We start from the raw sequence: 22,306 nt of genomic DNA, 5'->3' as shown, positions 1-22,306 counted from the left end.
CGACGATGTCGAACGATCAGCAGGGGCCGCGCCTCCTCGGGCTCGGCGAGGGGCGATCGCCCCGCCTCGCCCGCACCGCCTGGGCGGCGCCCGGCGCCGTCCTCGTCGGCGACGTCGCCGTGGGGGAGCGCGCGAGCGTCTGGTACGGGGCGGTGCTGCGGGCCGAGAGCGCGTCGATCCGACTCGGCGAGGGCAGCAACCTGCAGGACGGCGTGATCGTGCACGTCGACGCCGGGTTCGGTGCGACGATCGGCGCCGGGGTCTCGGTGGGGCACAACGCCGTGCTGCACGGCTGCACGCTCGAGGACGACGTGCTGGTCGGGATGAACGCGACGGTGCTGAACGGCGCCGTCATCGGGACCGGCTCCCTCGTGGCGGCGGGTGCCGTCGTGCTGGAGGGCACCGTCGTCCCGCCCGGGTCGCTCGTGGCCGGAGTGCCGGCGAAGGTGCGTCGCGAGCTGACGGAGGAGGAGCGCGCCGGCATCCGCAGGAACGCCGAGTCGTACCGAGCGCTGACCGAGCTGCACCGCGGAGCGTCGGACGCGACGGCCTGACGCGGCCGACTCGGTCAGAAGGCCGGGCCGTTCAGAAGAGAGGAAGGAGAGGGGCTGACGAGAATCGAACTCGCATCATCTGTTTGGAAGACAGAGGCTTTACCACTAAGCTACAGCCCCGGATCCGCGGCTCGAGGCTGCGTAGCGGGTGTGCGCCCGTCTCTCGATCGGGCACCATGACACTGTAGTACATCCCGCGGTCGAGGCGGACACGTCCTTGAAGCGCTGCTCGCGGCGCGCGGTCGGAACCCCGTTCCTGCCGGGCGAGTCGCGGTGGAGTACACTTGCGAAGGCCATTTCGGCGTGTCGCGAGAGCGGACTTGCGGAGAGGGCTCGACGAGAGTCTCACAGCACGGTGCCCCGGCCCGCGCATCCGGGGCGTAGCTCAGCTTGGCTAGAGCGCCCGCTTTGGGAGCGGGAGGTCGCAGGTTCGAATCCTGTCGCCCCGACCACGATTCTCATCGTGACGACCTCGACCCGTGACGACCGTTTGCACGGCGCCGACACCAACCAGCACAGGAGATCCCCTCACGTGAAGACCACGGTAGAAAAGCTGAGCCCGACCCGCGTCAAGCTCGCGATTTCGGTCACCCCCGACGAGCTCGGCCCCAGCATCACGCACGCGTACGGCCACATCGCCGAGCAGATCAACGTCCCCGGCTTCCGCAAGGGCAAGGTCCCGCCCGCGATCGTCGACCAGCGCGTCGGCAAGGCGGCCGTGCTCGAGCACGCCGTCAACGAGGGCCTCGACGGCTTCTACCGCGAGGCCGTGCGCGAGTCCGAGGTGCGCCCCCTGGGCCGCCCGCAGGCCGACATCGTCGCCTGGCCGAGCGACAAGGACTTCACCGGCGATCTCGAGCTCGCGATCGAGGTCGACGTCCGTCCCGAGGTCGACGTGCCCGACTACGAGGGCATCGAGCTCACGGTCGACGCGGCCGAGGTCACCGACGCCGACGTCGACGCCGAGCTCGACCGCCTGCGCAGCCGCTTCGGCACGCTCGTGACGGTCGACCGTCCCGCGAAGACGGGCGACTTCGCCCAGATCGACCTGATCGCGACCATCGACGGCGTCGAGGTCGACACCGCCAACGCGATCTCCTACGAGCTCGGCTCGGGCGAGCTCATCGAGGGCATCGACGAGGCGCTCGACTCCCTCACCGCCGGTGAGAGCACCACCTTCACTGCCCCGCTGCTCGGCGGCGACCACGCCGGCGAGCAGGCCGAGATCGCCGTCACCCTCACCGCCGTCAAGGAGCGCGAGCTCCCCGACGCCGATGACGACTTCGCGCAGATCGCCAGCGAGTTCGACACGATCGCCGAGCTCCGCGAGTCGCTCAAGGAGCAGGCCGCTCAGCAGAAGACCTTCGGTCAGGGCGGCCAGGCGCGCGAGAAGCTCGTGGACGCCCTCCTCGCCCTCGTCGAGGTGCCGGTCCCCGCATCGCTCGTCGAGGACGAGGTGCACCGCCACCTCGAGGGCGAGAACCGCCTCGAGGACGACGAGCACCGCGCCGAGGTCACCGAGGCGAGCGAGAAGACCTTCAAGACCCAGATCCTCCTCGACCACGTGGTCGAGCAGGAGAAGGTCCAGGTCAGCCAGGACGAGCTCACGCAGTACCTGATCCAGGGCGCTGCCCAGTACGGCATGGAGCCGAACGAGTTCATCAAGATCCTGTCCGAGAACAACCAGATCGGTCAGATGGTCGGCGAGGTCGCCCGCAACAAGGCGCTCGCGATCGTCCTCGGCAAGGCGAAGGTCGTCGACACCGACGGCAAGGCCGTCGACCTGACCGCCTTCACCGCCGTTCCCGGCGAGGACGACGAGTCGGCGACCGACGAGACCGCTCCCGCGGTCGAGGACGCCGCCGCCGAGGCCCCGGTCGAGGCGCCCGCGGAGGCCGCCGAGGCTCCGGCCGAGACGAGCGAGGCTCCGGCCGAGGCCGCAGCGGAGGAGCCCGCCCCGGCTCCGAAGAAGAAGCGCGCCCCCGCCAAGAAGAAGGTCGCCGCTCCCGCCGAGGAGACCCCGGCCGCCGAGTAGCACTCGCGCAGACGACCACAGGAGCCGCCCCCGATCCGTCGGGGGCGGCTCCTGTCGTTCCGGCGCAGGCGCGCCGCCCGGTCCGCCCCCGGCGAACACCGGCCGCTCCCGCTCCGCCCCGGGCGAACACGGCCGGATCGGCGGGGGAGCGTCCGATAGATTCGCCTCCGAAGCGACAACTGAAACGGAGCAATACATGGCCGACATGGTTATGCCCAACAGTGTTTTCGACCGCCTGCTCAAGGACCGGATCATCTGGCTCGGTTCCGAGGTGCGCGACGAGAACGCGAACGAGATCGCCGCGAAGCTCCTCCTCCTCGCGGCCGAGGACGCAGAGAAGGACATCTTCCTGTACATCAACTCGCCCGGCGGCTCCATCACCGCCGGCATGGCGATCTACGACACGATGCAGTTCGTCCCGAACGACATCGTGACCGTGGGCATCGGGATGGCGGCCTCGATGGGCCAGCTCCTCCTCACCGCCGGTACGCAGGGCAAGCGGTACATCACGCCGAACGCCCGCGTCCTGCTGCACCAGCCGCACGGCGGGTTCGGCGGCACCGCGTCCGACATCCAGACCCAGGCGCAGCTCATCCTCGACATGAAGAAGCGCCTCGCCGAGATCACCGCGAAGGCGACCGGCAAGACCGTCGAGCAGGTCAACGAGGACGGCGACCGCGACCGCTGGTTCAGCGCCGAGGAGGCCCTGGCCTACGGATTCGTCGACCACATCCGCTCCTCCGCGACCGACGTCGCCGGCGGCGGCGGAACCGCCACCGAGTGAGCCTTCCAGACGCGCCGAGAGATCAGGAACAGACAATGAACGCACCCACCTTCGGCGGAACGGCCTTCGGCTCCGGAGCCGCGCCGTCCTCGCGCTACATCCTCCCCACCTTCGAGGAGCGCACGGCCTACGGCTACAAGCGCCAGGACCCCTACGCCAAGCTCTTCGAGGACCGCATCATCTTCCTCGGCGTGCAGGTCGACGACGCCTCGGCGGACGACATCATGGCTCAGCTCCTCGTGCTCGAGAGCCAGGACCCCGACCGCGACATCGTCATGTACATCAACTCGCCCGGTGGATCCTTCACCGCGATGACGGCGATCTACGACACGATGCAGTACATCCGCCCGCACATCCAGACGGTCGTCCTCGGTCAGGCGGCCTCGGCCGCCGCCGTGCTGACCGCCGCGGGCACGCCGGGCAAGCGCCTCGCGCTCCCCAACGCGCGCATCCTCATCCACCAGCCCGCCGTCCAGCAGGGTGGTGGCCAGGCTTCGGACATCGAGATCCAGGCGGCCGAGATCATGCGCATGCGCGAGTGGCTCGAGGAGACGCTGTCGAAGCACTCCAACCGCTCGATCGAGCAGGTCAAGAAGGACATCGACCGCGACAAGATCCTCGGTGCGGACGACGCGCTCGAGTACGGGCTGATCGACCAGATCCTGACCAGCCGCAAGAGCCTCCCGGCTCTCACGGCCTGATCGACCCTCGGAAGGGCCGGCGCGGAGAGATCCGCGACCGGCCCTTCCGCGCACCCGGGGTCGCGCCCGGGCGTCCGTAGCAAACCGTCACGACGGGCGCAACGGCCGCGAATCCCGGCCCGCCTGCCGAGCCCTCGCGATGCAGAGGCTAGGCTCGGAACCAGTTCCTCGGTCCCCGCACGACCGACGCACGACACGACCGACGCACGACAAGGAAGTGGGGCATCCCCGTGGCACGTATTGGCGAAAGCGCCGACCTGCTGAAGTGCTCGTTCTGCGGCAAGAGCCAGAAGCAGGTCCAGCAGCTCATCGCCGGTCCCGGCGTCTACATCTGCGACGAGTGCGTCGAGCTGTGCAACGAGATCATCGAGGAGCGGCTCTCGGAGTCGAGCGAGGAGACGAGCCACGAGTTCGACCTCCCGAAGCCGAAGGAGATCTTCGGCTTCCTCGAGGAGTACGTGATCGGCCAGGAGCAGGCCAAGCGCGCCCTCGCCGTCGCGGTCTACAACCACTACAAGCGGGTGCGCGTGCGCAACACGATCACCGCGGCCGATGCGATCCACGACGAGATCGAGATCGCCAAGAGCAACATCCTGCTGATCGGCCCGACCGGCTGCGGCAAGACCTACCTCGCTCAGACGCTCGCGAAGCGGCTCAACGTGCCGTTCGCGGTCGCCGACGCCACGGCCCTCACCGAGGCGGGCTACGTCGGCGAGGACGTCGAGAACATCCTGCTTAAGCTCATCCAGGCGGCCGACTACGACGTCAAGCGCGCCGAGACCGGCATCATCTACATCGACGAGGTCGACAAGATCGCGCGCAAGGCCGAGAATCCGTCGATCACGCGCGACGTCTCGGGAGAGGGCGTCCAGCAGGCCCTGCTGAAGATCCTCGAGGGCACGGTCGCCTCCGTGCCGCCGCAGGGCGGTCGCAAGCACCCGCATCAGGAGTTCATCCAGATCGACACGACGAACGTGCTGTTCATCGTCGCGGGAGCGTTCGCCGGACTCGAGGACATCATCTCGTCGCGCGCCGGCAAGCGCGGCATCGGGTTCGGTGCCCCGCTGCACAGCAAGGGCGACGAGATCAACATCTTCAGCGAGGTCCTCCCGGAGGATCTGCACAAGTTCGGGCTCATCCCCGAGTTCATCGGCCGCCTCCCGGTCGTCACCACGGTGACGCAGCTCGACCAGGATGCGCTGATGCAGATCCTGACCGAGCCGCGCAATGCGCTCGTCAAGCAGTACCAGCGCATGTTCGAGCTCGACGGCGTCGAGCTGGAGTTCGACCGCGGCGCCCTCGAGGCGATCGCCGACCTCGCCGTGCTGCGGCAGACGGGCGCCCGCGGGCTCCGCGCGATCCTCGAGGAGGTGCTCGGGCCGATCATGTTCGAGGTGCCGTCGTCCGACGAGGTCGCCCGGGTCGTCGTCACCCGCGCCGCCGTGCTCGACAACGCCGCGCCGACGATCGTGCCGCACGCGCCGCGCCGCCAGGAGAAGAGCGCCTGACCCCCTCCGCCCCCGTCGCGCCAGTTCACCAGGATTGGCCCGGCGGGGGCGTCGTCGTGCCCGCTCCGGTTCCCTAGCCTGGCGGAGCGGGTCGTGGACGCGCCGCCCGGCCGGTCCGGGCGTCCGCGAACGGAGGAGCCGTCATCGTCCAGCCCCTGCTCGCCGGGATCGTCGCCGCCCTCACCGGCTTCTCGAGCTCCTTCGCGATCGTCCTCGCCGGCGTCGTCGCCGTCGGCGCGACCGATCGCCAGGCTGCGTCAGGACTCCTGGCGGTCTGCGTGCTGCAGGGTCTGCTGTGCATCCTGCTGAGCATCCGCTACCGCGTTCCGATGACCTTCGCGTGGAGCACCCCCGGAGCCGCACTGCTCGCGGCGACGGCGGCGCTCCCCGGCGGCTTCGACCGCGCGGTGGGCGCGTTCCTGGTGGCGTCGCTCCTCCTGGTGATCACGGGGCTCTGGCCGGCGCTGGGGCGGCTGGTGTCGCGCATCCCGCGACCGCTCGCCAACGGAATGCTCGCGGGGATCCTGTTCCCTCTCGTGCTCGCGCCCGTCCGGGCGGCGGTCGAGATCCCGGCGCTGGCTCTGCCGGTGATCCTGGTCTGGCTCGTGCTCGTGCGGCTGCTCCCGCGCTGGGCCGTGCCGGCCGCGATCGGCCTGGCGATCGTGCTGCTGCTGGTCACCGACGGCGCGGCCCTCGCCGGTGCACCGCTGCTGCCGGCGCCCGAGTTCGTCGCTCCGGTCTTCGAGATCGGCGCGATCGTCGGCATCGGACTCCCGCTCTACGTGGTGACGATGGCGGGGCAGAACATCCCAGGCATCGCCGTGCTGTCGAGCTTCGGCTTCGCGCCGCACTCCCGGCCGGCGATCGTCTCCTCGGGAGCGCTCTCGGGCGTCGCCGCCGTCTTCGGCGGAGTGCCGATCAACCTCGCGGCGCTGAGCGCGGCGCTGACCGCGGGACCGGAGGCGTCCCCCCTGCCGGAGCGCCGGTGGATCGCGTCGGTCTCGGCGGGCGCGTCCTACCTCGTCCTCGGCCTCGTGGCCGGCGCCGCGACGGCGCTGGTCTCCTCCGCGAGCCCGCTGCTCATCGAGGCCGTCGCCGGGCTGGCGCTGCTCGGAGTGTTCGTCGCGGCGGTCCAGGCTGCCGTCGACGAGCCGCGGCTGCGCCTGCCCGCCGCGGCGACCCTCCTCGTCACCGCGTCCGGCACCACCGTCGCGGGGATCGGATCCGCTTTCTGGGGGCTGGTCGTCGGGCTCGTCGTGCTGGCGTGGCTCGTGCCGCGCCGGTCCGCCGCGTGAGAGCTCAGCCGCGGGGGAGCAGTCCCCGTCGTCGCAGCAGCGGCTCGGTGCGGGCGTCGCGACCGCGGAACCCGCGGTAGGCGTCGAGCGGATCGCGCGAGCCGCCGATCCCGAGGATCGTCCGGCGGAAGCGCTCGCCCGCCGCGCGATCCAGACCGCCGTTCTCCTCGAACCACTCGACGGTGTCGGCGTCGAGGATCTCGCTCCAGATGTAGGAGTAGTAGCCCGCGGAGTAGCCGCCAGAGAACACGTGCGCGAAGTAGGTGCTGCCGTACCGCGGCGGGATCGCGTCGAGCAGCAGGCCGGCGCGGCGCAGCGCGTCGTCCTCGAAGTCGCGCACGTCGACGCGCTCGACCGGATGGGCGCGCTCGTGCCAGGCGAGGTCCAGGAGCGCCGAGGCGAGGTACTCCGCCGTGGCGAAGCCCTCACCCCAGAGGGCGGACTCCTCGAGCCGCCGCACGAGCTCGGCGCTCAGCGGCTCACCGGTCTCGACGTGGCGCGCGTAGGAGGACAGGAGCTCCGGTCGGCGCACCCACATCTCGTTCACCTGACTCGGGAACTCGACGAAGTCGCGGTAGACGCTCGTGCCGCCGAACCGCGGATACCGCACCGAGGCGAGGAGGCCGTGGAGGGCGTGCCCGAACTCGTGGAAGAGCGTGTCGACCTCGTCCAGAGCGAGCAGTGCAGGCTCGCCCTCGCCGGGCGCCGAGATGTTCAGGGTGTTGACGACGACGGCGGAGTCGCCGAGGAGGCTCGTGCGCGTCGACAGCGAGTTCATCCAGGCGCCGCCCCGCTTCGAGTCGCGGGTGAAGGGGTCGAAGAGGAAGAGCCCGAGCGCGGAGCCGTCCTCCTCGTGCACCTCGAAGACGCGGACGTGCTCGCTGTGGCCGACGAGGTCCGTCCGCTCCTCGAATCGCAGACCGTAGAGTCCCGCCGCCGCGGCGAAGACGCCCTCGTGCAGCACCCGCTCCAGCTCGAAGTAGGGCCGCAGCGCGCTCGAGTCGACGTCGTAGGACGCGGAGCGCACCCGCTCCTCGTAGTACGCGCGATCCCAGGCCTCGAGGACGAACCGCGGTGCACCCGCGGCGTCCTGCTCCGCGTCGGCGAACGCCTGCATCCTGGCGAGCTCCTCGGACGCGTTCCGGGCGGCGGGCTCGGCGAGCTCCTCCAGCAGAGTCCGCACCCGCTCCGGGGAGCCGGCCGTCTGCCCCGAGATCACGAACTCGGCGTGCGAGGTCGCCCCGAGCAGAGCGGCGCGCTCCGCCCTCAGCGCGACGGTGTCCTGCAGAACCTCGCGGTTGTCGTGCTCGCCGCCCTCGCCCGCCCGGCCGACGGAGGCCCGCAGGATGCGCTCGCGCATCCAGCGATCGCGCAGACGGGCGAGCCACGGGTGGCCGGAGAAGAGCGGCAGCGTGACGAGGACGCCCTCGAGACCGCGTTCCCCGGCGGCCCGCTGAGCAGCGGACACCTCGGAGTCGTCGAGCCCGTCGAGCGCCGAGGCGTCGTCGAACGCGACGGCGCGCGCGTTGGTCTCGGCGAGCAGGTTCTTCTGGAAGAGCGTGGTGAGGGTCGAGAGCCGCTCGTTCAGCTCGCCGAGACGGGCCTTCCCGTCGTCGTCGAGGAGCGCTCCTGCGCGGGCGAACCGCGTGAGCACCCGTTCGAGCAGGTAGGCCGTCTCGTCGTCGAGGTCGAGTCGATCCCTCTGCTCGCCGAGGACGCGGAGCCGCTCGTAGAGCCGCGGGTCGAGGGTGATCGCGTCGTCGTGCGCCGACAGCAGGGGAGCGAGCTCCTGCTCCAGCGCATCGGTCTGCGCCGTGCGATCGGACGCGCAGACGGTGAAGAAGACCGCGCTCACCCGGCGCAGGGCGCGACCGGAGCGCTCGAGCGCCACGAGCGTGTTCTCGATGCTCGGCGCCGCCTCCGTGGAGACGATGACGTCGATCTCGGTGCGGTGCCGGCGCAGCGCCTCCTCGAAGGCGGGCCGGTAGGCGTCCGGGTCGACCGCCGCGAAGTCGGGCAGACCGTGGGGGAGGGTGCTGGGCTCGAGGAGGACGGCGACGGAGTCGATCATCCTGCGAGCCTAGGCCGCACCCGGCGGGCTCAGCCCCAGTCGTCGTCCTCGCCCTCGACGCCGCCCTGCGGCTGCGTGATGTAGGCCGCGTCCTCGTCGGGACGGTAGGTGACCGTCGTACCGTCGTCGAGCTCGAGGACTGGCTTGCCCTCGAGCCAGGTGAGCTGCCAGCGCCAGTCCGCCGTCTCGGTGCCCGCCTCGGCGAGCTCGTGCTCGACGTCGCGGACCGCGGTGACGACGATCTCCGGGAGGGTGGTCGGCGGCCGGCCGCCGAGGTTCCAGCGTGTTCCGAGCTGCATGGTGCGTCCTCTCGTCGGTGCTCGGGAGGCGGGCCGGTCGGGCCCGCCTCCCGGCGCGTCCTAGACCTCGGTCTCGAGCTCGATCTCCACCGACAGTGTCGCACCCTCGGCGAAGTCGAGGGCGGCGATCCGGCCCACTGCGGCGATGTCACCCGCGGCGAGGCGGAGCGAGGCGATCAGGTCGGCGGGAGCCGTGACGACGGCCGCGCGGGCCGGCGTCTTCTGCGAGGCCTTCGCATCCGTCTTCGCGCGGCGGACCGCCGTGAGCACGGTGCTGGCGGCGGCGAGGACCGAGGCGTCCCCACCGAGACCGGTCTGCTCGGGCCACGGCTGCGTGTGGATCGAGGCGTCGTGCGACCACGACCACGTCTCCTCGGTGGCGAAGGGGATGAACGGAGCGAAGAGGCGCAGCAGCGCATCGAGCGCGAGGTGGAGTGCGGCGGCCGCCGAGGCGCCGTCCTCGCCGTACGCTCGCTCCTTGACGAGCTCGAGGTAGTCGTCGCAGAAGGTCCAGAAGAACGCCTCGGTGCTCTCGAGCGCCCGCGCGTGGTCGTAGTTCTCGAGGGCGGTCGTCGCCTCGGCCACCACGGCGTCGAGCGTCGCGAGCATGCTCAGATCGAGCGGATCGGTCACCTCGGCGCCCTCGGCCTGCGCGAAGCCGTGGATGAACTTCGCCGCGTTCAGGACCTTGATCGCGAGACGCCGGCCGATCTTGATCTGGGTCGGGTTCTGCGGATCGAACGCCGCGTCGGTCCCGAGCCGCGACGAGGCCGCCCAATAGCGCACCGCGTCCGAGCCGTGCTGCTCGAGCATGCCCGCCGGGGTGACGACGTTGCCCTTCGACTTCGACATCTTCTTGCGGTCCGGATCGACGATGAAGCCCGAGATCGTCGCGTTGCCCCAGGGCGCGCGCGAGTCCTCGAGCTGCGAGCGCAGCAGGGTCGAGAAGAGCCAGGTGCGGATGATGTCCTGGCCCTGGGGGCGGAGGTCGTACGGAGCCACGAGCTGCCAGAGCTCGTCGTCGCGCTCCCAGCCGCCCGCGAGCTGCGGGGTGAGCGAGGAGGTGGCCCAGGTGTCCATGACGTCGAGCTCGCCCTGGAAGCCGCCGGGCACGCCGCGCTGGTCCTCGGAGTAGCCGGGGGCGGGGTCCGAGGACGGATCGACGGGCAGCGCCGACTCCTCGGGAACGAGCGGGCGGTCGAAGACGGGGTTGCCGTCGCCGTCCAGCGGGTACCAGACGGGGATCGGCACGCCGAAGAAGCGCTGGCGCGAGACGAGCCAGTCGCCCGAGAGGCCGTTGACCCAGTTCTCGTAGCGCACGCGCATGAACTCGGGCACGAAGCGGACGTCGCGGCCGAGCTCCAGCAGGCGCTCCTTGAGCGCGGCGTCGCGAGCGCCGTTCACCAGGTACCACTGGCGGGTCGAGACGATCTCGAGCGGCTTGTCGCCCTTCTCGAAGAACTTCACGGGGTGGGTGATGGGACGCGGCTCGCCAGTCATCTCCCCTGACTCGGTGAGGAGCGCGACGACGGCCTGCTTGGCCGAGAACACCGTCTTGCCGGCGAGCTGCGCGTACGCCTCGCGGCCCGCGTCGCTCGTGATCGCCTGCGGCGCCTCCGAGACGATGCGGCCGTCGAAGCCGATGATCGCGCGGTTGGGCAGGTCGAGCTCGCGCCACCAGACCACATCGGTGACGTCGCCGAAGGTGCAGATCATGGCGATGCCCGAGCCCTTGTCCTTCTGCGCGAGGTGGTGCGCGAGCACGGGCACCTCGACGTCGAAGAGCGGGGTGCGGACGGTCGTGCCGAAGAGCGGCTGGTACCGCTCGTCGTCGGGGTGCGCGACGAGTGCGACGCAGGCGGGCAGCAGCTCCGGGCGGGTCGTCTCGATGAAGACGTCCTCCGCGCCCTCGCGGTGGAACGCGATCCGGTGGTACGCCCCGGGCTGCTCCTTGTCCTCGAGCTCGGCCTGGGCGACCGCGGTGCGGAAGGTGATGTCCCACAGGGTCGGCGCCTGGGCCTGGTAGGCCTCGCCGCGGGCGAGATTCCGGAGGAACGCGCGCTGCGAGGCGGCCTGCGACTCCGCGCCGATGGTGCGGTAGGTCTGCGACCAGTCGACGGAGAGGCCGAGGCTGCGCCAGAGGTCCTCGAACTGCTTCTCGTCCTCGAGGGTGAGGCGCTCGCACAGCTCGATGAAGTTGCGGCGCGAGATCGGCTTCTGGTCGGCCGCCTTGCTGCTCTTGTTGTCGCCGCCCTCGAACGGAGGAGTGAAGTCGGCCTCGTAGGGCAGCGTCGGGTCGCAGCGGACGCCGTAGTAGTTCTGCACGCGGCGCTCCGTCGGCAGGCCGTTGTCGTCCCAGCCCATCGGGTAGAATACCTTGCGGCCGCGCATGCGCTGGAACCGCGCGACGACGTCGGTGTGCGTGTACGAGAAGACGTGCCCGATGTGCAGCGAGCCCGACGCGGTGGGCGGGGGCGTGTCGATCGAGTAGACGTCGGCGCGGGTGAGACCGGTGCGGTCGAACCGGTACGTGCCGTCGGTCTGCCAGACGAGGCCCCACTTGCTCTCGAGCCCCTCGAGGGCGGGCTTCGCGGGGAGTTGCGCGGCGAAGGTCATGATTCTCCGGTTCGATATGGGCGGCACCGTGTCGGTGGTGATGATGCCTGGATGGCGGCTCCGGAGCGGATCGCTCACCGGCCGCGCCGATCCTATCGCGGAGCCGCGGTGCGGCCGTCGGGAGCGGCCCGGCCGACGACCGGGGCGAATCCGGCGCAGACCGGGGCGAGCGCCTCGTCGAGGTAGGGCACGAGCTCGCCGCGGGTGGGCCCCGCCGCTGCCCACGCCTGCACCGCGGCGACGGCCGCTCCGACGCTGGCGTAGGCGATCGCCCGGGAGAGATGGGTCGGGAGCGGTCGCGCGGCCCGCTGCTCCACGAAGGCGGCCACGATCGCCGCCTGGCGCGCGAGCCGCGACAGGGCCGACGCCTGCAGCTCGTGCACGCTGCCGATCAGCGCGCTCTGGGTGAGCGCCCAGGGCACGGAGGAGGGACCGAAGCCGGCGCCGACCGCCAGCAGCGCGTCGCGCAGCGCGTCCATCGCCGGCCGCTCCGGCGCCGTCGCCCCGAGTGCGGCGGGCAGCTCGGCCAGCCGGTCGTCGACGAGGACCCAGAAGACGTCGCTCTTGGACTCGAAGTAGTTGAAGAACGTGTTGCGCGAGACGCCGGCGCGCTGGGCGATCTGCTCGACGGTCGTGCCCGCGTAGCTCTGCTCCAGGAACAGGTCCAGCGCGGCGTCCTCGAGCATCGAGCGCGACGAGGCGCGCGGCCGTCCCCTGCTCGTCGCTCCCGCCATGTGCGCTCCTGCTCCTCCCGCCCCCGACGCGCTACGATAGCCCTCAACGACTTCGACCCGGCCATCACCGGCGAGTCTCCGGAAGAACGGCGTCGGCTCCGGCCCCCGCCCAGTAGAACCGGACGGGTGCGGCCCGTGACAGCCGGTCGAGTGGGGACGTCTCCGAGGCAGCGCCGAGGGAGGTCCCAAGCGAGGTGGTACCGCGACCCCGGCCCGGGCTGACAGATCCGGGCGGGCCGTCCTCGTGCAGCCCAGCATCACTGCCAGGAGAACGCACGTGACCTATCCCTTGACCCCTCCCACTTCCGGCGACTCCGGATCCGCCTTCGGCCGCGGGGTGACCCCGTCGCCGCGCTTCCCCGAGATCGAGGAGGCCGTCCTCGCGCACTGGAAGGCCGACGACACCTTCCAGGAGTCGATCCGCTCGCGCGAGGGCTCTCCCGAGTGGGTGTTCTACGACGGACCGCCCTTCGCCAACGGCCTGCCGCACTACGGGCACCTGCTGACCGGGTACGCGAAGGACCTCTTCCCGCGCTTCCAGACCATGCGCGGCAAGCAGGTGCACCGCCGCTTCGGCTGGGACACCCACGGTCTGCCCGCCGAGCTCGAGGCCGAGCGGCAGCTGGGCATCACCGACAAGTCCCAGATCGAGGAGATGGGCATCGCCGCGTTCAACGCCGCGGCGAAGGAGTCGGTGCTGCGCTACACGGGCGAGTGGCAGGACTACGTCACCCGCCAGGCGCGCTGGGTCGACTTCGAGAACGACTACAAGACGCTCGACCCCTCCTTCATGGAGTCGGTCATCTGGGCGTTCAAGCAGCTCTACGACAAGGGCCTCGCCTACGAGGGCTACCGGGTGCTGCCCTACTGCTGGCGCGACCAGACCCCGCTCTCGAACCACGAGCTGCGGATGGACGACGACGTCTACAAGATGCGCCAGGACCAGACGGTGACGGTCACGTTCCCGCTGGTCGGCGAGACGGCGGAGGCGCTGAACCTGACCGCCGTGCGCGCGCTCGCCTGGACGACGACTCCCTGGACCCTGCCGACCAACGCCGCGCTGGCCGTCGGCCCCGACATCGAGTACGCCGTGCTCGCCGCGGGCCCGAACGGCGCCGCCGACGGGAAGGGCGAGCCGGAGGAGCGCGAGCTCTCGGCCGAGTACCTCCTCGCCATCGACCAGGTCGGCGCGTACGCGAAGGACCTGGGCTACGACGACGCCGAGTCCGCGCGCGCCGCCGTCTCGCGCACCCTCCGCGGTCGCGAGCTCGAGGGCGTCAGCTACGACCGCCTCTGGGACCACTACGCCGACACCGAGACCTGGGGCACGCAGAACGCGTGGCGCATCCTGGTCGCCGACTACGTGACGACGAGCGAGGGCACGGGCATCGTGCACCAGGCCCCCGCCTACGGCGAGGACGACCAGAAGGTCTGCGAGGCCGCGGGCATCCCGGTCATCATCTCCGTCGACGACGGCGGCCGCTTCCTCCCGCAGATCGCCGAGGTGGCCGGCCTGCAGGTGTTCGAGGCGAACAAGCCCCTCACGCAGCTGCTCAAGGCGCAGCACCGGCTCCTCCGCCAGGCCAGCTACGAGCACTCGTACCCGCACTGCTGGCGCTGCCGGAACCCGCTGATCTACAAGGCGGTCTCGAGCTGGTTCGTGCGCGTCACCGCGTTCCGCGACCGCATGGAGGAGCTCAACCAGGAGATCACCTGGGTCCCCGAGAACGTGAAGGACGGCCAGTTCGGCAAGTGGCTCTCGGGCGCGCGCGACTGGTCGATCAGCCGGAACCGCTACTTCGGCTCGCCGATCCCGGTGTGGAAGAGCGACGACCCCGACTACCCGCGCATGGACGTGTACGGCTCGCTCGACGAGCTCGAGCGCGACTTCGGCGTGCGCCCGGAGGACCTGCACCGCCCCTTCATCGACGAGCTCACGCGGCCGAACCCCGACGACCCGACCGGGCGCTCGACGATGCGCCGCATCACCGACGTCCTCGACGTCTGGTTCGACTCGGGCTCCATGCCGTTCGCGCAGGTGCACTACCCGTTCGAGAACGCGGACTGGTTCGACTCGCACAACCCCGCCGACTTCATCGTCGAGTACATCGGGCAGACGCGCGGCTGGTTCTACACGCTGCACGTGCTCTCGACCGCGCTCTTCGACCGGCCGGCGTTCCGCAACGTCGTCAGTCACGGCATCGTCCTCGGCAACGACGGCCAGAAGATGTCGAAGTCGCTGCGCAACTACCCAGACGTCGCCGAGGTCTTCGACCGCGACGGATCCGACGCGATGCGCTGGTTCCTGATGTCGAGCCCGGTGCTGCGCGGCGGCAACCTGGTCGTCACCGAGGAGGGGATCCGCGAGGGCGTGCGCCAGGTGCTGCTGCCGCTCTGGAACACCTGGTACTTCTTCTCGCTCTACGCCAACGCCTCCGGCGAGGACGGCTACGAGGCGCGCCGCCGCACCGACTCCGAGGACGTCCTCGACCGGTACCTGCTCGCCAAGACCCACGACCTGATCGAGACCGTCACCGGGCACCTCGAGGCGCTCGACTCGACCCTCGCCGCGGCCGCGCTGCGCGACTTCGCCGACGTCCTCACCAACTGGTACGTGCGCCGCTCCCGCGACCGCTTCTGGCAGGGTGCCGACTCGGACGGCCGGGGCGCGGAGGCGTTCGACACGCTGTACACCGTCCTCGAGACCGTGACACGCGTCGCCGCTCCGCTGCTCCCGCTGATCTCGGAGGAGATCTGGCGGGGACTGACCGGCGGGCGCAGCGTGCACCTGACCGACTGGCCCACCGCCGACGAGTTCCCGGTCGACGAGGCCCTCGTCCATGCGATGGACGCCGTGCGCGGCATCTCGTCGACGGCGCTCTCGCTCCGCAAGCAGGCGGGACTGCGCGTGCGCCTGCCGCTCGCGCGCCTCACCGTGGTCGTCGCGAACGCCGACGAGCTCGCGCCGTTCGAGGCGATCCTGCGCGACGAGCTGAACGTGAAGGAGGTGACCCTCGTGCCGCTCGTCGAGACGAGCGCGTCCGACTACGGAGTCACCTCCCGCCTGGCCGTCAACGCCCGTGCCGCCGGACCGCGGCTCGGACGCGGCGTGCAGACGGTCATCAAGGCCGCGAAGGCGGGCGACTGGAGCGAGGTCGACGGAGTCGTGACCGCGGGCGGCGTCGAGCTGGCCGGGGGGGAGTACGAGCTCACGCTCGAGGTCGGGGGAGCGGGCGCCGACGATCGCGCCATCGCGCTCCTCCCGCGCGGAGGGTTCGTCCTCCTCGACACCGCCACCACGCCCGAGCTCGAGGCCGAGGGGCTCGCCCGCGATCTCATCCGCGCCGTGCAGGACGCCCGCAAGGGAGCCGGTCTCGACGTGAGCGACCGCATCGTGCTCGACGTGATGCTCGACGAGGTCAGCCTCGGCGCGCTCGAGCCGCACGCGACCTGGATCGCCGAGGAGACCCTCGCGACCGGGTTCGCCTTCACCCCGCTGACCATCGCCCTCGAGGGCGGCGAGGGGGCCGTCGCCTTCGGTCCCGCCGGCACCGCCATCATCCGCGTCGAGAAGGTCGAGGCCGCCGATGTCTGATCCCCTCGAGAACGACGCCGACCGGGCGGCGGCCGACGCCGTCTACGCGACCCTGCTCGAGCGCCTGGGCGAGTCGAACGTCCGCCCGAGGCTCGCCCCGACGCGACGCGCCGTCGAGATACTCGGCGACCCGCAGCGGGCCTACCCGGTGATCCAGGTGGCCGGCACGAACGGCAAGACCTCCACGAGCCGGATGATCGAGAGCCTCCTGCGGGCCCACGGCCTGCGCGTCGGGCTGTTCACGAGCCCGCACCTCGAGCGCTTCAACGAGCGCATCGTCATCGACGGCGAGCCCATCTCCGACGAGAGCCTCGTCGCGAACTGGCAGGACGTCGAGCCCTACATCCGCATGACCGACGCCGAGCTCGCCGAGCAGGACGAGCCGCCGCTCTCCTTCTTCGAGGTCATCACCGTGCTCGCGTACGCGGCCTTCGCCGACGCGCCGGTCGACGTGGCCGTCATCGAGGTCGGGATGGGCGGCGAGTGGGACTCGACGAACGTCGCCGACGCGCAGGTGGCCGTCTTCACGCCGATCGCGCTCGACCACACGGACCGCCTCGGCTCGACGATCGACGAGATCGCGCGCACCAAGTCGGGCATCGTGAAGCCACTGGCCGCCGTGGTGTCGGCGAAGCAGACCCCCGAAGCGGAGGCGGTGCTGCGGCACGCGGCCGAGGCCACCGAGTCCTCCATCGCCTTCGAGGGCTCGGAGTTCGACGTCACCTCGACCACCGTCGCCGTCGGCGGCCAACTGGTCTCGGTCCGCGGTCTCGCGACCTCCTACGACCAGCTCCTGCTGCCCTTCTTCGGCGACCACCAGGCCGAGAACGCCGCCGTCGCCATCGCCGCGGTCGAGACGTTCATCGGAGGCGGCACTCAGGAGCTGACCGGCGACGTCCTCGACGAGGGGCTCGCGGCCGCGACCTCCCCGGGGCGTCTCCAGGTGGTCGGCAACTCCCCGCGCACCCTCGTCGACGCCGCGCACAACCCGCACGGCGCCGCCTCGCTCGCTGCAGCGCTCGGCCGCTACTTCGACTTCGACCGCGTCACCGCGGTCGTCGGCGTCCTCGCCGAGAAGGACGCCGAGGGCATCCTCCGCGCGCTCCTGCCGGTCGTGGACGAGCTCATCGTGACCCGCGCGCCGAGCGATCGCACCCTCGCGGCCGACGACCTCGCGGCACTCGCGCGCACCGTGTTCCCGGAGGAGTCGGTGCACGTCGCCGAGGACGCGGCGGGAGCGCTGACCGCGGGTCGCCTGCTCGCGGCGCGCACCGACAAGGGCGCCCTCGTGATCACAGGGTCGATCACTCTCGTCGGGCGCGCGATCGCCGTCGCCCGCGACGAGAACTGGCAGGGCTCGTGAGAGCCGGGCGCCCGCGCCGGGCGAGGACCGTCCGCGAGAGCCTCGCGTCGATCGTCCTCGGCTTCGAGGTCGTCATCGTGTTCCTCGCGACCCTCGTGGGCTTCGGCCTGAAGGTCGCCGATCCGGTGGTGGTGCTGGTCGGCGGGGGAGTGCTCTGCCTCGCGATGCTGGCGACGCTCCGCCTCCTCGACCGCCCGCTCGGCATACGGATCGGCTGGGTGCTGCAGTTCGTTATCGTTGCCTCGGGTCTGCTCGTCCCGATCATGTTCGTCATCGGCGCGGCCTTCGTCGCCCTCTGGACGTACTGCATCGTGACCGGCACCCGCCTCGACTCCCAGGCCGGCCCTCCGGCGGCCGGGACCACCGACCCCACCGAAGGAGACCGCTGAACCATGGCCATCCAGGAGACCCTCGTCCTCGTCAAGCCCGACGGAGTCGCGCGCAACCTCACCGGCGAGATCCTCCGCCGCATCGAGGCGAAGGGCTACTCGCTCGTCGACATCAAGCTCGTGGAGGCCGACCGCGACCTCCTCGGCGCCCACTACGCCGAGCACGAGGGCAAGCCGTTCTACGAGCCGCTCGTGGAGTTCATGGAGAGCGGTCCGATCGTCGCGATCCGCATCGCCGGCGACCGCGTCATCGAGGGCTTCCGCTCCCTCGCCGGAACGACCGACCCGACGACCGCGGCGCCCGGCACGATCCGCGGCGATCTCGGCCGCGACTGGGGCCTGAAGGTGCAGCAGAACCTCGTCCACGGCTCCGACTCCGTTGAATCCGCGGAGCGCGAACTCGCGCTCTGGTTCTCCTGAGTTCGTCGCTCCGCGGTAGCCCGCGGAGCCGCGGTCGGCTCGTGTAGGCGGTCCGATCTGCAGAGCGTCGCGCCTCCGGCGACGGGAAAGCGCTCGAACGCGCTTTCCCGGATACGCCTCGCGATGCTCGGCGATCCGGTGAAGGGCACCTCGGGACGTTCCCGGGGTGCCCCGTCACCGGGTTAGTCGTCACCCCGTCGGTGTCTCGAACGGTGCGCCAGCTCCCTGCTGATCGAGTAGCCCGCGGAGCGGGCGTATCGAGATCCACGTGCTCCAGGAGGAGTGCTGCCGTCAGCGCCCGAGCAGCCTCACAGGTACGAGAGCACGTCCAGGCGGAGCTGCGCGATCACCGCGATCGCGAGGTAGCAGAGCAGCGTGATGAACGGGATCCAGCCGTAGGCGGCTCCCGCGAAGCGCCGCACCGCGGCCGGGACCGGGAACACGCCCTCGCGCAGGTTCCGCAGGGTCACGAGCCAGAAGCCAGGGATCACGACCGCCCAGGTGAGCATGCACCACGGGCAGAGCGTGCCGAGGAGGAAGACGCTCTGCGTGATCAGCCAGATCACGAAGCCCAGGGCGAAGACGAAGCCCAGGTTGAAGACCGCCCAGAACCAGCGGTCGAAGCGCGCCCCGGCGAGCAGTCCGAATCCGACCACGATCGGCGCGATCCACGCCGCCACGCCGATCAGCGGATTGGGGAAGCCGAAGACCGCTCCCTGAGGCGAGTCCAGATTGGCGCTGCACTGCACCAGGATGCTGAAGTCGCACCCCAGTCCCGTCGACGGATCGGTCAGCGCCGCGAACTTGTCGAGCGTCAGCGCGAAGGCCGCGATCCACCCCGTGATCCCCAGGACGACCAGCAGTGCGGCGAACAGGATCGGGCGTCGGGGGGCGGGGGCGTCGGACACCGGGGGATTATCGCACGGGCCGAATCGGCGCCTCTGGGAATGCGTGCGATAATCGGAGCCGTCGGTCCGGAAGATCCCGCGCCGGCACCAGAAGGTTTACCGGGCGAACACCGGGCCACAGGAGATCGACCGCGTTCCGCGAATGGACGCGACGGGTCACCCGCTCCACCACGACGCGACCGACGGTCGCAGCGAGACGGAGCACGTGTCGGATAGTCAGTTCCGAGAACGAAGCTGCACCCGGAGTCCTGCGCCACGTGAGCGACCGGATCGGGGGAGCGGAAGGATTCGCGACGGGCCCCACGCGGCCCCTCGCACGAGGAGAGATCCGGGTAGGAAGGCGCGGCGGACGACCCGGCCGAGGAGTGCACCAGGAATGGTGGAAGACAAGAATTCGAGCGGATCCGATCCGGACCGCGACGAGCCCCGCAGCGGGGCCAAGAAGATCAGCCGCCTCTTCGGTGGCCGCCGGGCGACCCGGCGGACCGAGTCGAGCGCGCCAGCGACAGGGGGAACGATCATCGATACCGACGAGACCGACACGACCGCGCAGGAGACGCCGACCGAGGACGTGAGCGAGGCTCAGAGCCCCACGTCCTCCGTCGCGTTCTTCAACGCCCTTCCCGAGACGGCGCCCGGCCAGGAGGACGCGCGACCCGCCCGTCCCGCACTGCCGAGCACGTCGCTCCTGTTCCAGGCGCCCGAGCTGCCCGACTACGTCGAGCTCGCGCCGCTTCCCCCGCGCGGCGCCCCGCTGGGTCTGCGCGAGGAGCGCGAGGCGCCCGCGGAGGAGCAGGGCTCCGTCCGCCGCCGCTCGCGCCGCCGCACCGGCGAGAGCGACCGCGGCGGGTCGGACGACCCCGAGAACACCGTCGTCCGGGTCCGTCAGCCGCGGGAGCCCCGCGAGCAGCGCGAGCCCGAGCTGATCACCGAGCCTCAGCGCATCAAGGGCTCCACTCGTCTCGAGGCCAAGAAGCAGCGCCGCCGCGACGGCCGCGACGCCGGCCGCCGACGCACGGTGGTCACCGAGTCAGAGTTCCTCGCCCGCCGCGAGGCCGTCGATCGCGTGATGGTGGTCCGCTCGAAGCAGGACAGCATCCGCATCGGCGTCCTGGAGGACGGCGTCCTGGCCGAGCACTACGTCGCCCGCTCGCAGGAGGCGTCCCTCATCGGCAACGTCTACCTCGGTCGCGTGCAGAACGTCCTCCCGAGCATGGAGGCGGCGTTCGTCGACATCGGTCGCGGACGCAACGCGGTCCTCTACTCCGGCGAGGTCGATTGGGACGCCGCGGCGAACCCCGGCGGCCCCCGTCGCATCGAGCTCGCCCTCAAGCCCGGCGACCGCGTCCTCGTGCAGGTCACGAAGGACCCCGTCGGCCACAAGGGCGCCCGCCTGACGAGCCAGATCTCGCTCCCGGGCCGCTACCTCGTCTACGTGCCCAACGGCTCGATGAACGGCATCTCCCGCAAGCTCCCCGACACCGAGCGCGCCCGCCTGAAGAAGATCCTCAAGGAGGTCCTCCCCGAGAACGTCGGCGTCATCGTGCGCACGGCGGCCGAGGGAGCCACCGAGGAGCAGTTGACCGTCGACGTCGAGCGCCTCACCGCGCAGTGGACGGCGCTCAGCGAGAAGGCCGCGACCGGCCAGGCGCCGGCTCTCCTGCACAGCGAGCCCGACCTGCTGATCAAGATCGTCCGCGACGTCTTCAACGAGGACTTCGAGAAGATGGTCATCGCCGGCGAGGACGCCCGCGAGACCATCGAGCTCTACCTCAGCCAGGTCGCCCCCGACCTGCTCGAGCGCGTCGAGGTGTACTCGGGCGAGCAGGACGCGTTCGACGAGTTCCGCATCACCGAGCAGATCGAGAAGGCTCTCGAGCGCAAGGTGTGGCTGCCCAGCGGCGGCTCGCTCGTCATCGACCGCACCGAGGCGATGACCGTCGTCGACGTCAACACCGGCAAGTTCGTCGGCTCGGGCGGCAACCTCGAGGAGACCGTCACCAAGAACAACCTCGAGGCCGCGGAGGAGATCGTCCGCCAGCTGCGCCTGCGCGACATCGGCGGCATCATCGTGGTCGACTTCATCGACATGGTGCTCGAGTCCAACCGCGACCTCGTGCTGCGCCGCCTGGTCGAGTGCCTCAGCCGCGACCGCACCAAGCACCAGGTCGCCGAGGTCACCTCGCTCGGCCTCGTGCAGATGACCCGCAAGAAGCTCGGCCTGGGCCTCCTCGAGACCTTCAGCGAGAACTGCGAGGTGTGCGCGGGCCGCGGAGTCATCGTGCAGCACGACCCGGTCGTCAAGCACCGCTCCACCGCCGCCCCGCAGCAGGAGCGCCGCCGCGGCGGCCGCTCGGGCGACAGCGCGTCCGGAGGCTCACCCCGCCAGAACGGCTCCAGCGGCTCGTCCGCCGCGAACGGCCAGAACGGCTCCGGAGCGAAGAGCGTCAGCACGCACGCCATCACCGACGACGCGAAGAACGCCCTCGCTCAGATCGCGGCGAGCACCATCCACCCCGCGAACGTGCGCCAGGCCGCCGAGGAGGCCGCCGCGCTCGTCGACGAGGCGTCCGCCGAGTCCGCCCGCACCGAGCCCGTCGAGACCGTCGAGACCGGGGACTCGGAGCAGGCCGAGCAGACCGCACCGCGCGAGCAGTCGCGTCGCGGCGAGCGTCCCGCCCGGGGTGAGCGCCGCCGCCGGGGCCGCGACCGCGAGCCGCGCCAGGAGAGCGCGGGCGATGAGACGGTCGAGGCGCCGGCGGAGCAGTCCGCTCCGCCCGCCGTCGAGGCGCCGGTCGTGCCGATCCTCGACATACCGATCCCGCCCGCTCCCGCGACCACCGGTCGTCGGGTGCGCAGCGAGGTCGCCGAGCACCTGCTCGACTCCGTCCTCGATGCACTCCCGGCCCCCAAGCAGCCGGGTCAGGGCCGCGCCAAGAGCCGCCGGGTGACCACCGCCGCTCTCACGGGCGTCGCGGTCATCCCGGAGCAGACCCCGCGCCGCGCCGAGCAGCAGTAGCGACCGCGCGAGCGA

Annotated in this window: 16 protein-coding genes and 2 tRNA genes; 12 read left to right on the top strand and 6 right to left on the bottom strand. The window is 71.0% G+C overall.

Going from position 1 to position 22,306, the window contains the following annotated elements:
- The first annotated feature begins 5 nt into the window (after positions 1–5).
- Positions 6–554, top strand: coding sequence for a gamma carbonic anhydrase family protein (locus ASF48_RS13110; RefSeq protein ID WP_055792402.1), 549 nt, complete (start codon positions 6–8; stop codon positions 552–554).
- Positions 555–603: 49 nt separating this feature from the next.
- On the opposite strand, the gene ASF48_RS13105 is transcribed toward ASF48_RS13110, so the two are convergent.
- Positions 604–674: transfer RNA gene (locus tag ASF48_RS13105), tRNA-Gly, on the bottom strand.
- A 254-nt stretch (positions 675–928) separates the two neighbouring features.
- Between ASF48_RS13105 and ASF48_RS13100 the strand changes: the two genes are divergently transcribed.
- The 6 genes from ASF48_RS13100 (at position 929) to ASF48_RS13075 (ending at position 6,877) form a co-directional block, all read left to right on the top strand.
- Positions 929–1,006: transfer RNA gene (locus ASF48_RS13100), tRNA-Pro, on the top strand.
- Between the two features lie 80 nt (positions 1,007–1,086).
- Entirely contained in the window at positions 1,087–2,589 is a 1,503-nt protein-coding gene (tig, locus tag ASF48_RS13095) for a trigger factor (RefSeq protein ID WP_055792399.1), read from the top strand.
- A gap of 196 nt (positions 2,590–2,785) precedes the next feature.
- The gene (locus ASF48_RS13090; protein ID WP_055792396.1) at positions 2,786–3,373 is read left to right on the top strand and encodes an ATP-dependent Clp protease proteolytic subunit; all 588 of its coding nucleotides are present in this window, start codon (positions 2,786–2,788) and stop codon (positions 3,371–3,373) included.
- 35 nt (positions 3,374–3,408) lie between these two features.
- On the top strand, positions 3,409–4,074 hold the full coding sequence (locus tag ASF48_RS13085) for an ATP-dependent Clp protease proteolytic subunit (protein WP_055792392.1): 666 nt from the start codon (positions 3,409–3,411) through the stop codon (positions 4,072–4,074).
- Between the two features lie 230 nt (positions 4,075–4,304).
- Positions 4,305–5,582, top strand: a complete 1,278-nt coding sequence (gene clpX / locus ASF48_RS13080) for an ATP-dependent Clp protease ATP-binding subunit ClpX (RefSeq protein ID WP_055792389.1) — start codon at positions 4,305–4,307, stop codon at positions 5,580–5,582.
- Positions 5,583–5,725: 143 nt separating this feature from the next.
- A complete protein-coding gene (locus tag ASF48_RS13075; RefSeq protein ID WP_055792387.1) occupies positions 5,726–6,877 on the top strand; it encodes a benzoate/H(+) symporter BenE family transporter in 1,152 nt (383 codons plus the stop codon).
- A gap of 4 nt (positions 6,878–6,881) precedes the next feature.
- Here the strand turns inward: ASF48_RS13075 and ASF48_RS13070 are convergent, their stop codons facing one another.
- The 4 genes from ASF48_RS13070 to ASF48_RS13055 form a co-directional block, all read right to left on the bottom strand.
- The gene (locus ASF48_RS13070; RefSeq protein WP_055792384.1) at positions 6,882–8,948 is read right to left on the bottom strand and encodes a M3 family metallopeptidase; all 2,067 of its coding nucleotides are present in this window, start codon (positions 8,946–8,948) and stop codon (positions 6,882–6,884) included.
- A gap of 29 nt (positions 8,949–8,977) precedes the next feature.
- Positions 8,978–9,247, bottom strand: a complete 270-nt coding sequence (locus ASF48_RS13065; protein WP_055792382.1) for a hypothetical protein — start codon at positions 9,245–9,247, stop codon at positions 8,978–8,980.
- Between the two features lie 60 nt (positions 9,248–9,307).
- A complete protein-coding gene (gene valS, locus ASF48_RS13060; RefSeq protein ID WP_055792379.1) occupies positions 9,308–11,863 on the bottom strand; it encodes a valine--tRNA ligase in 2,556 nt (851 codons plus the stop codon).
- A 92-nt stretch (positions 11,864–11,955) separates the two neighbouring features.
- Positions 11,956–12,597: a TetR/AcrR family transcriptional regulator gene (locus tag ASF48_RS13055; RefSeq protein WP_055792378.1), complete on the bottom strand. Its 642-nt coding sequence runs from the start codon at positions 12,595–12,597 to the stop codon at positions 11,956–11,958.
- A 277-nt stretch (positions 12,598–12,874) separates the two neighbouring features.
- Between ASF48_RS13055 and ileS the strand changes: the two genes are divergently transcribed.
- Genes ileS through ndk form a run of 4 tightly spaced genes read left to right on the top strand, consistent with a single transcriptional unit; the run spans position 12,875 to position 18,364 of the window.
- Entirely contained in the window at positions 12,875–16,192 is a 3,318-nt protein-coding gene (gene ileS, locus ASF48_RS13050; protein ID WP_055792375.1) for an isoleucine--tRNA ligase, read from the top strand.
- On the top strand, positions 16,185–17,555 hold the full coding sequence (locus tag ASF48_RS13045) for a bifunctional folylpolyglutamate synthase/dihydrofolate synthase (protein WP_055792372.1): 1,371 nt from the start codon (positions 16,185–16,187) through the stop codon (positions 17,553–17,555). The genes ileS and ASF48_RS13045 overlap by 8 nt, the downstream gene beginning before the upstream one ends.
- The gene (locus ASF48_RS13040; RefSeq protein ID WP_230670862.1) at positions 17,552–17,944 is read left to right on the top strand and encodes a DUF4233 domain-containing protein; all 393 of its coding nucleotides are present in this window, start codon (positions 17,552–17,554) and stop codon (positions 17,942–17,944) included. The genes ASF48_RS13045 and ASF48_RS13040 overlap by 4 nt, the downstream gene beginning before the upstream one ends.
- A gap of 3 nt (positions 17,945–17,947) precedes the next feature.
- The gene (gene ndk, locus ASF48_RS13035) at positions 17,948–18,364 is read left to right on the top strand and encodes a nucleoside-diphosphate kinase (RefSeq protein ID WP_055792369.1); all 417 of its coding nucleotides are present in this window, start codon (positions 17,948–17,950) and stop codon (positions 18,362–18,364) included.
- Between the two features lie 308 nt (positions 18,365–18,672).
- Here ndk and ASF48_RS13030 read toward each other — a convergent pair whose 3' ends face one another.
- Positions 18,673–19,272 carry a vitamin K epoxide reductase family protein gene (locus ASF48_RS13030; protein ID WP_055792366.1) on the bottom strand — a complete coding sequence of 200 codons (600 nt, stop codon included), beginning with the start codon at positions 19,270–19,272 and terminating at the stop codon, positions 18,673–18,675.
- A 376-nt stretch (positions 19,273–19,648) separates the two neighbouring features.
- On the opposite strand from ASF48_RS13030, the gene ASF48_RS13025 reads away from it, so the two are divergent.
- Positions 19,649–22,291, top strand: a complete 2,643-nt coding sequence (locus ASF48_RS13025; protein ID WP_082481457.1) for an Rne/Rng family ribonuclease — start codon at positions 19,649–19,651, stop codon at positions 22,289–22,291.
- Positions 22,292–22,306 lie beyond the last annotated feature (15 nt).

Origin of the sequence: Rathayibacter sp. Leaf299, from assembly GCF_001423055.1 — a bacterium.
GTDB lineage: Bacteria > Actinomycetota > Actinomycetes > Actinomycetales > Microbacteriaceae > Rathayibacter > Rathayibacter caricis.
Note: the sequence above shows the minus strand (reverse complement) of the source record. Positions and strands in the feature narration are given on the sequence as shown.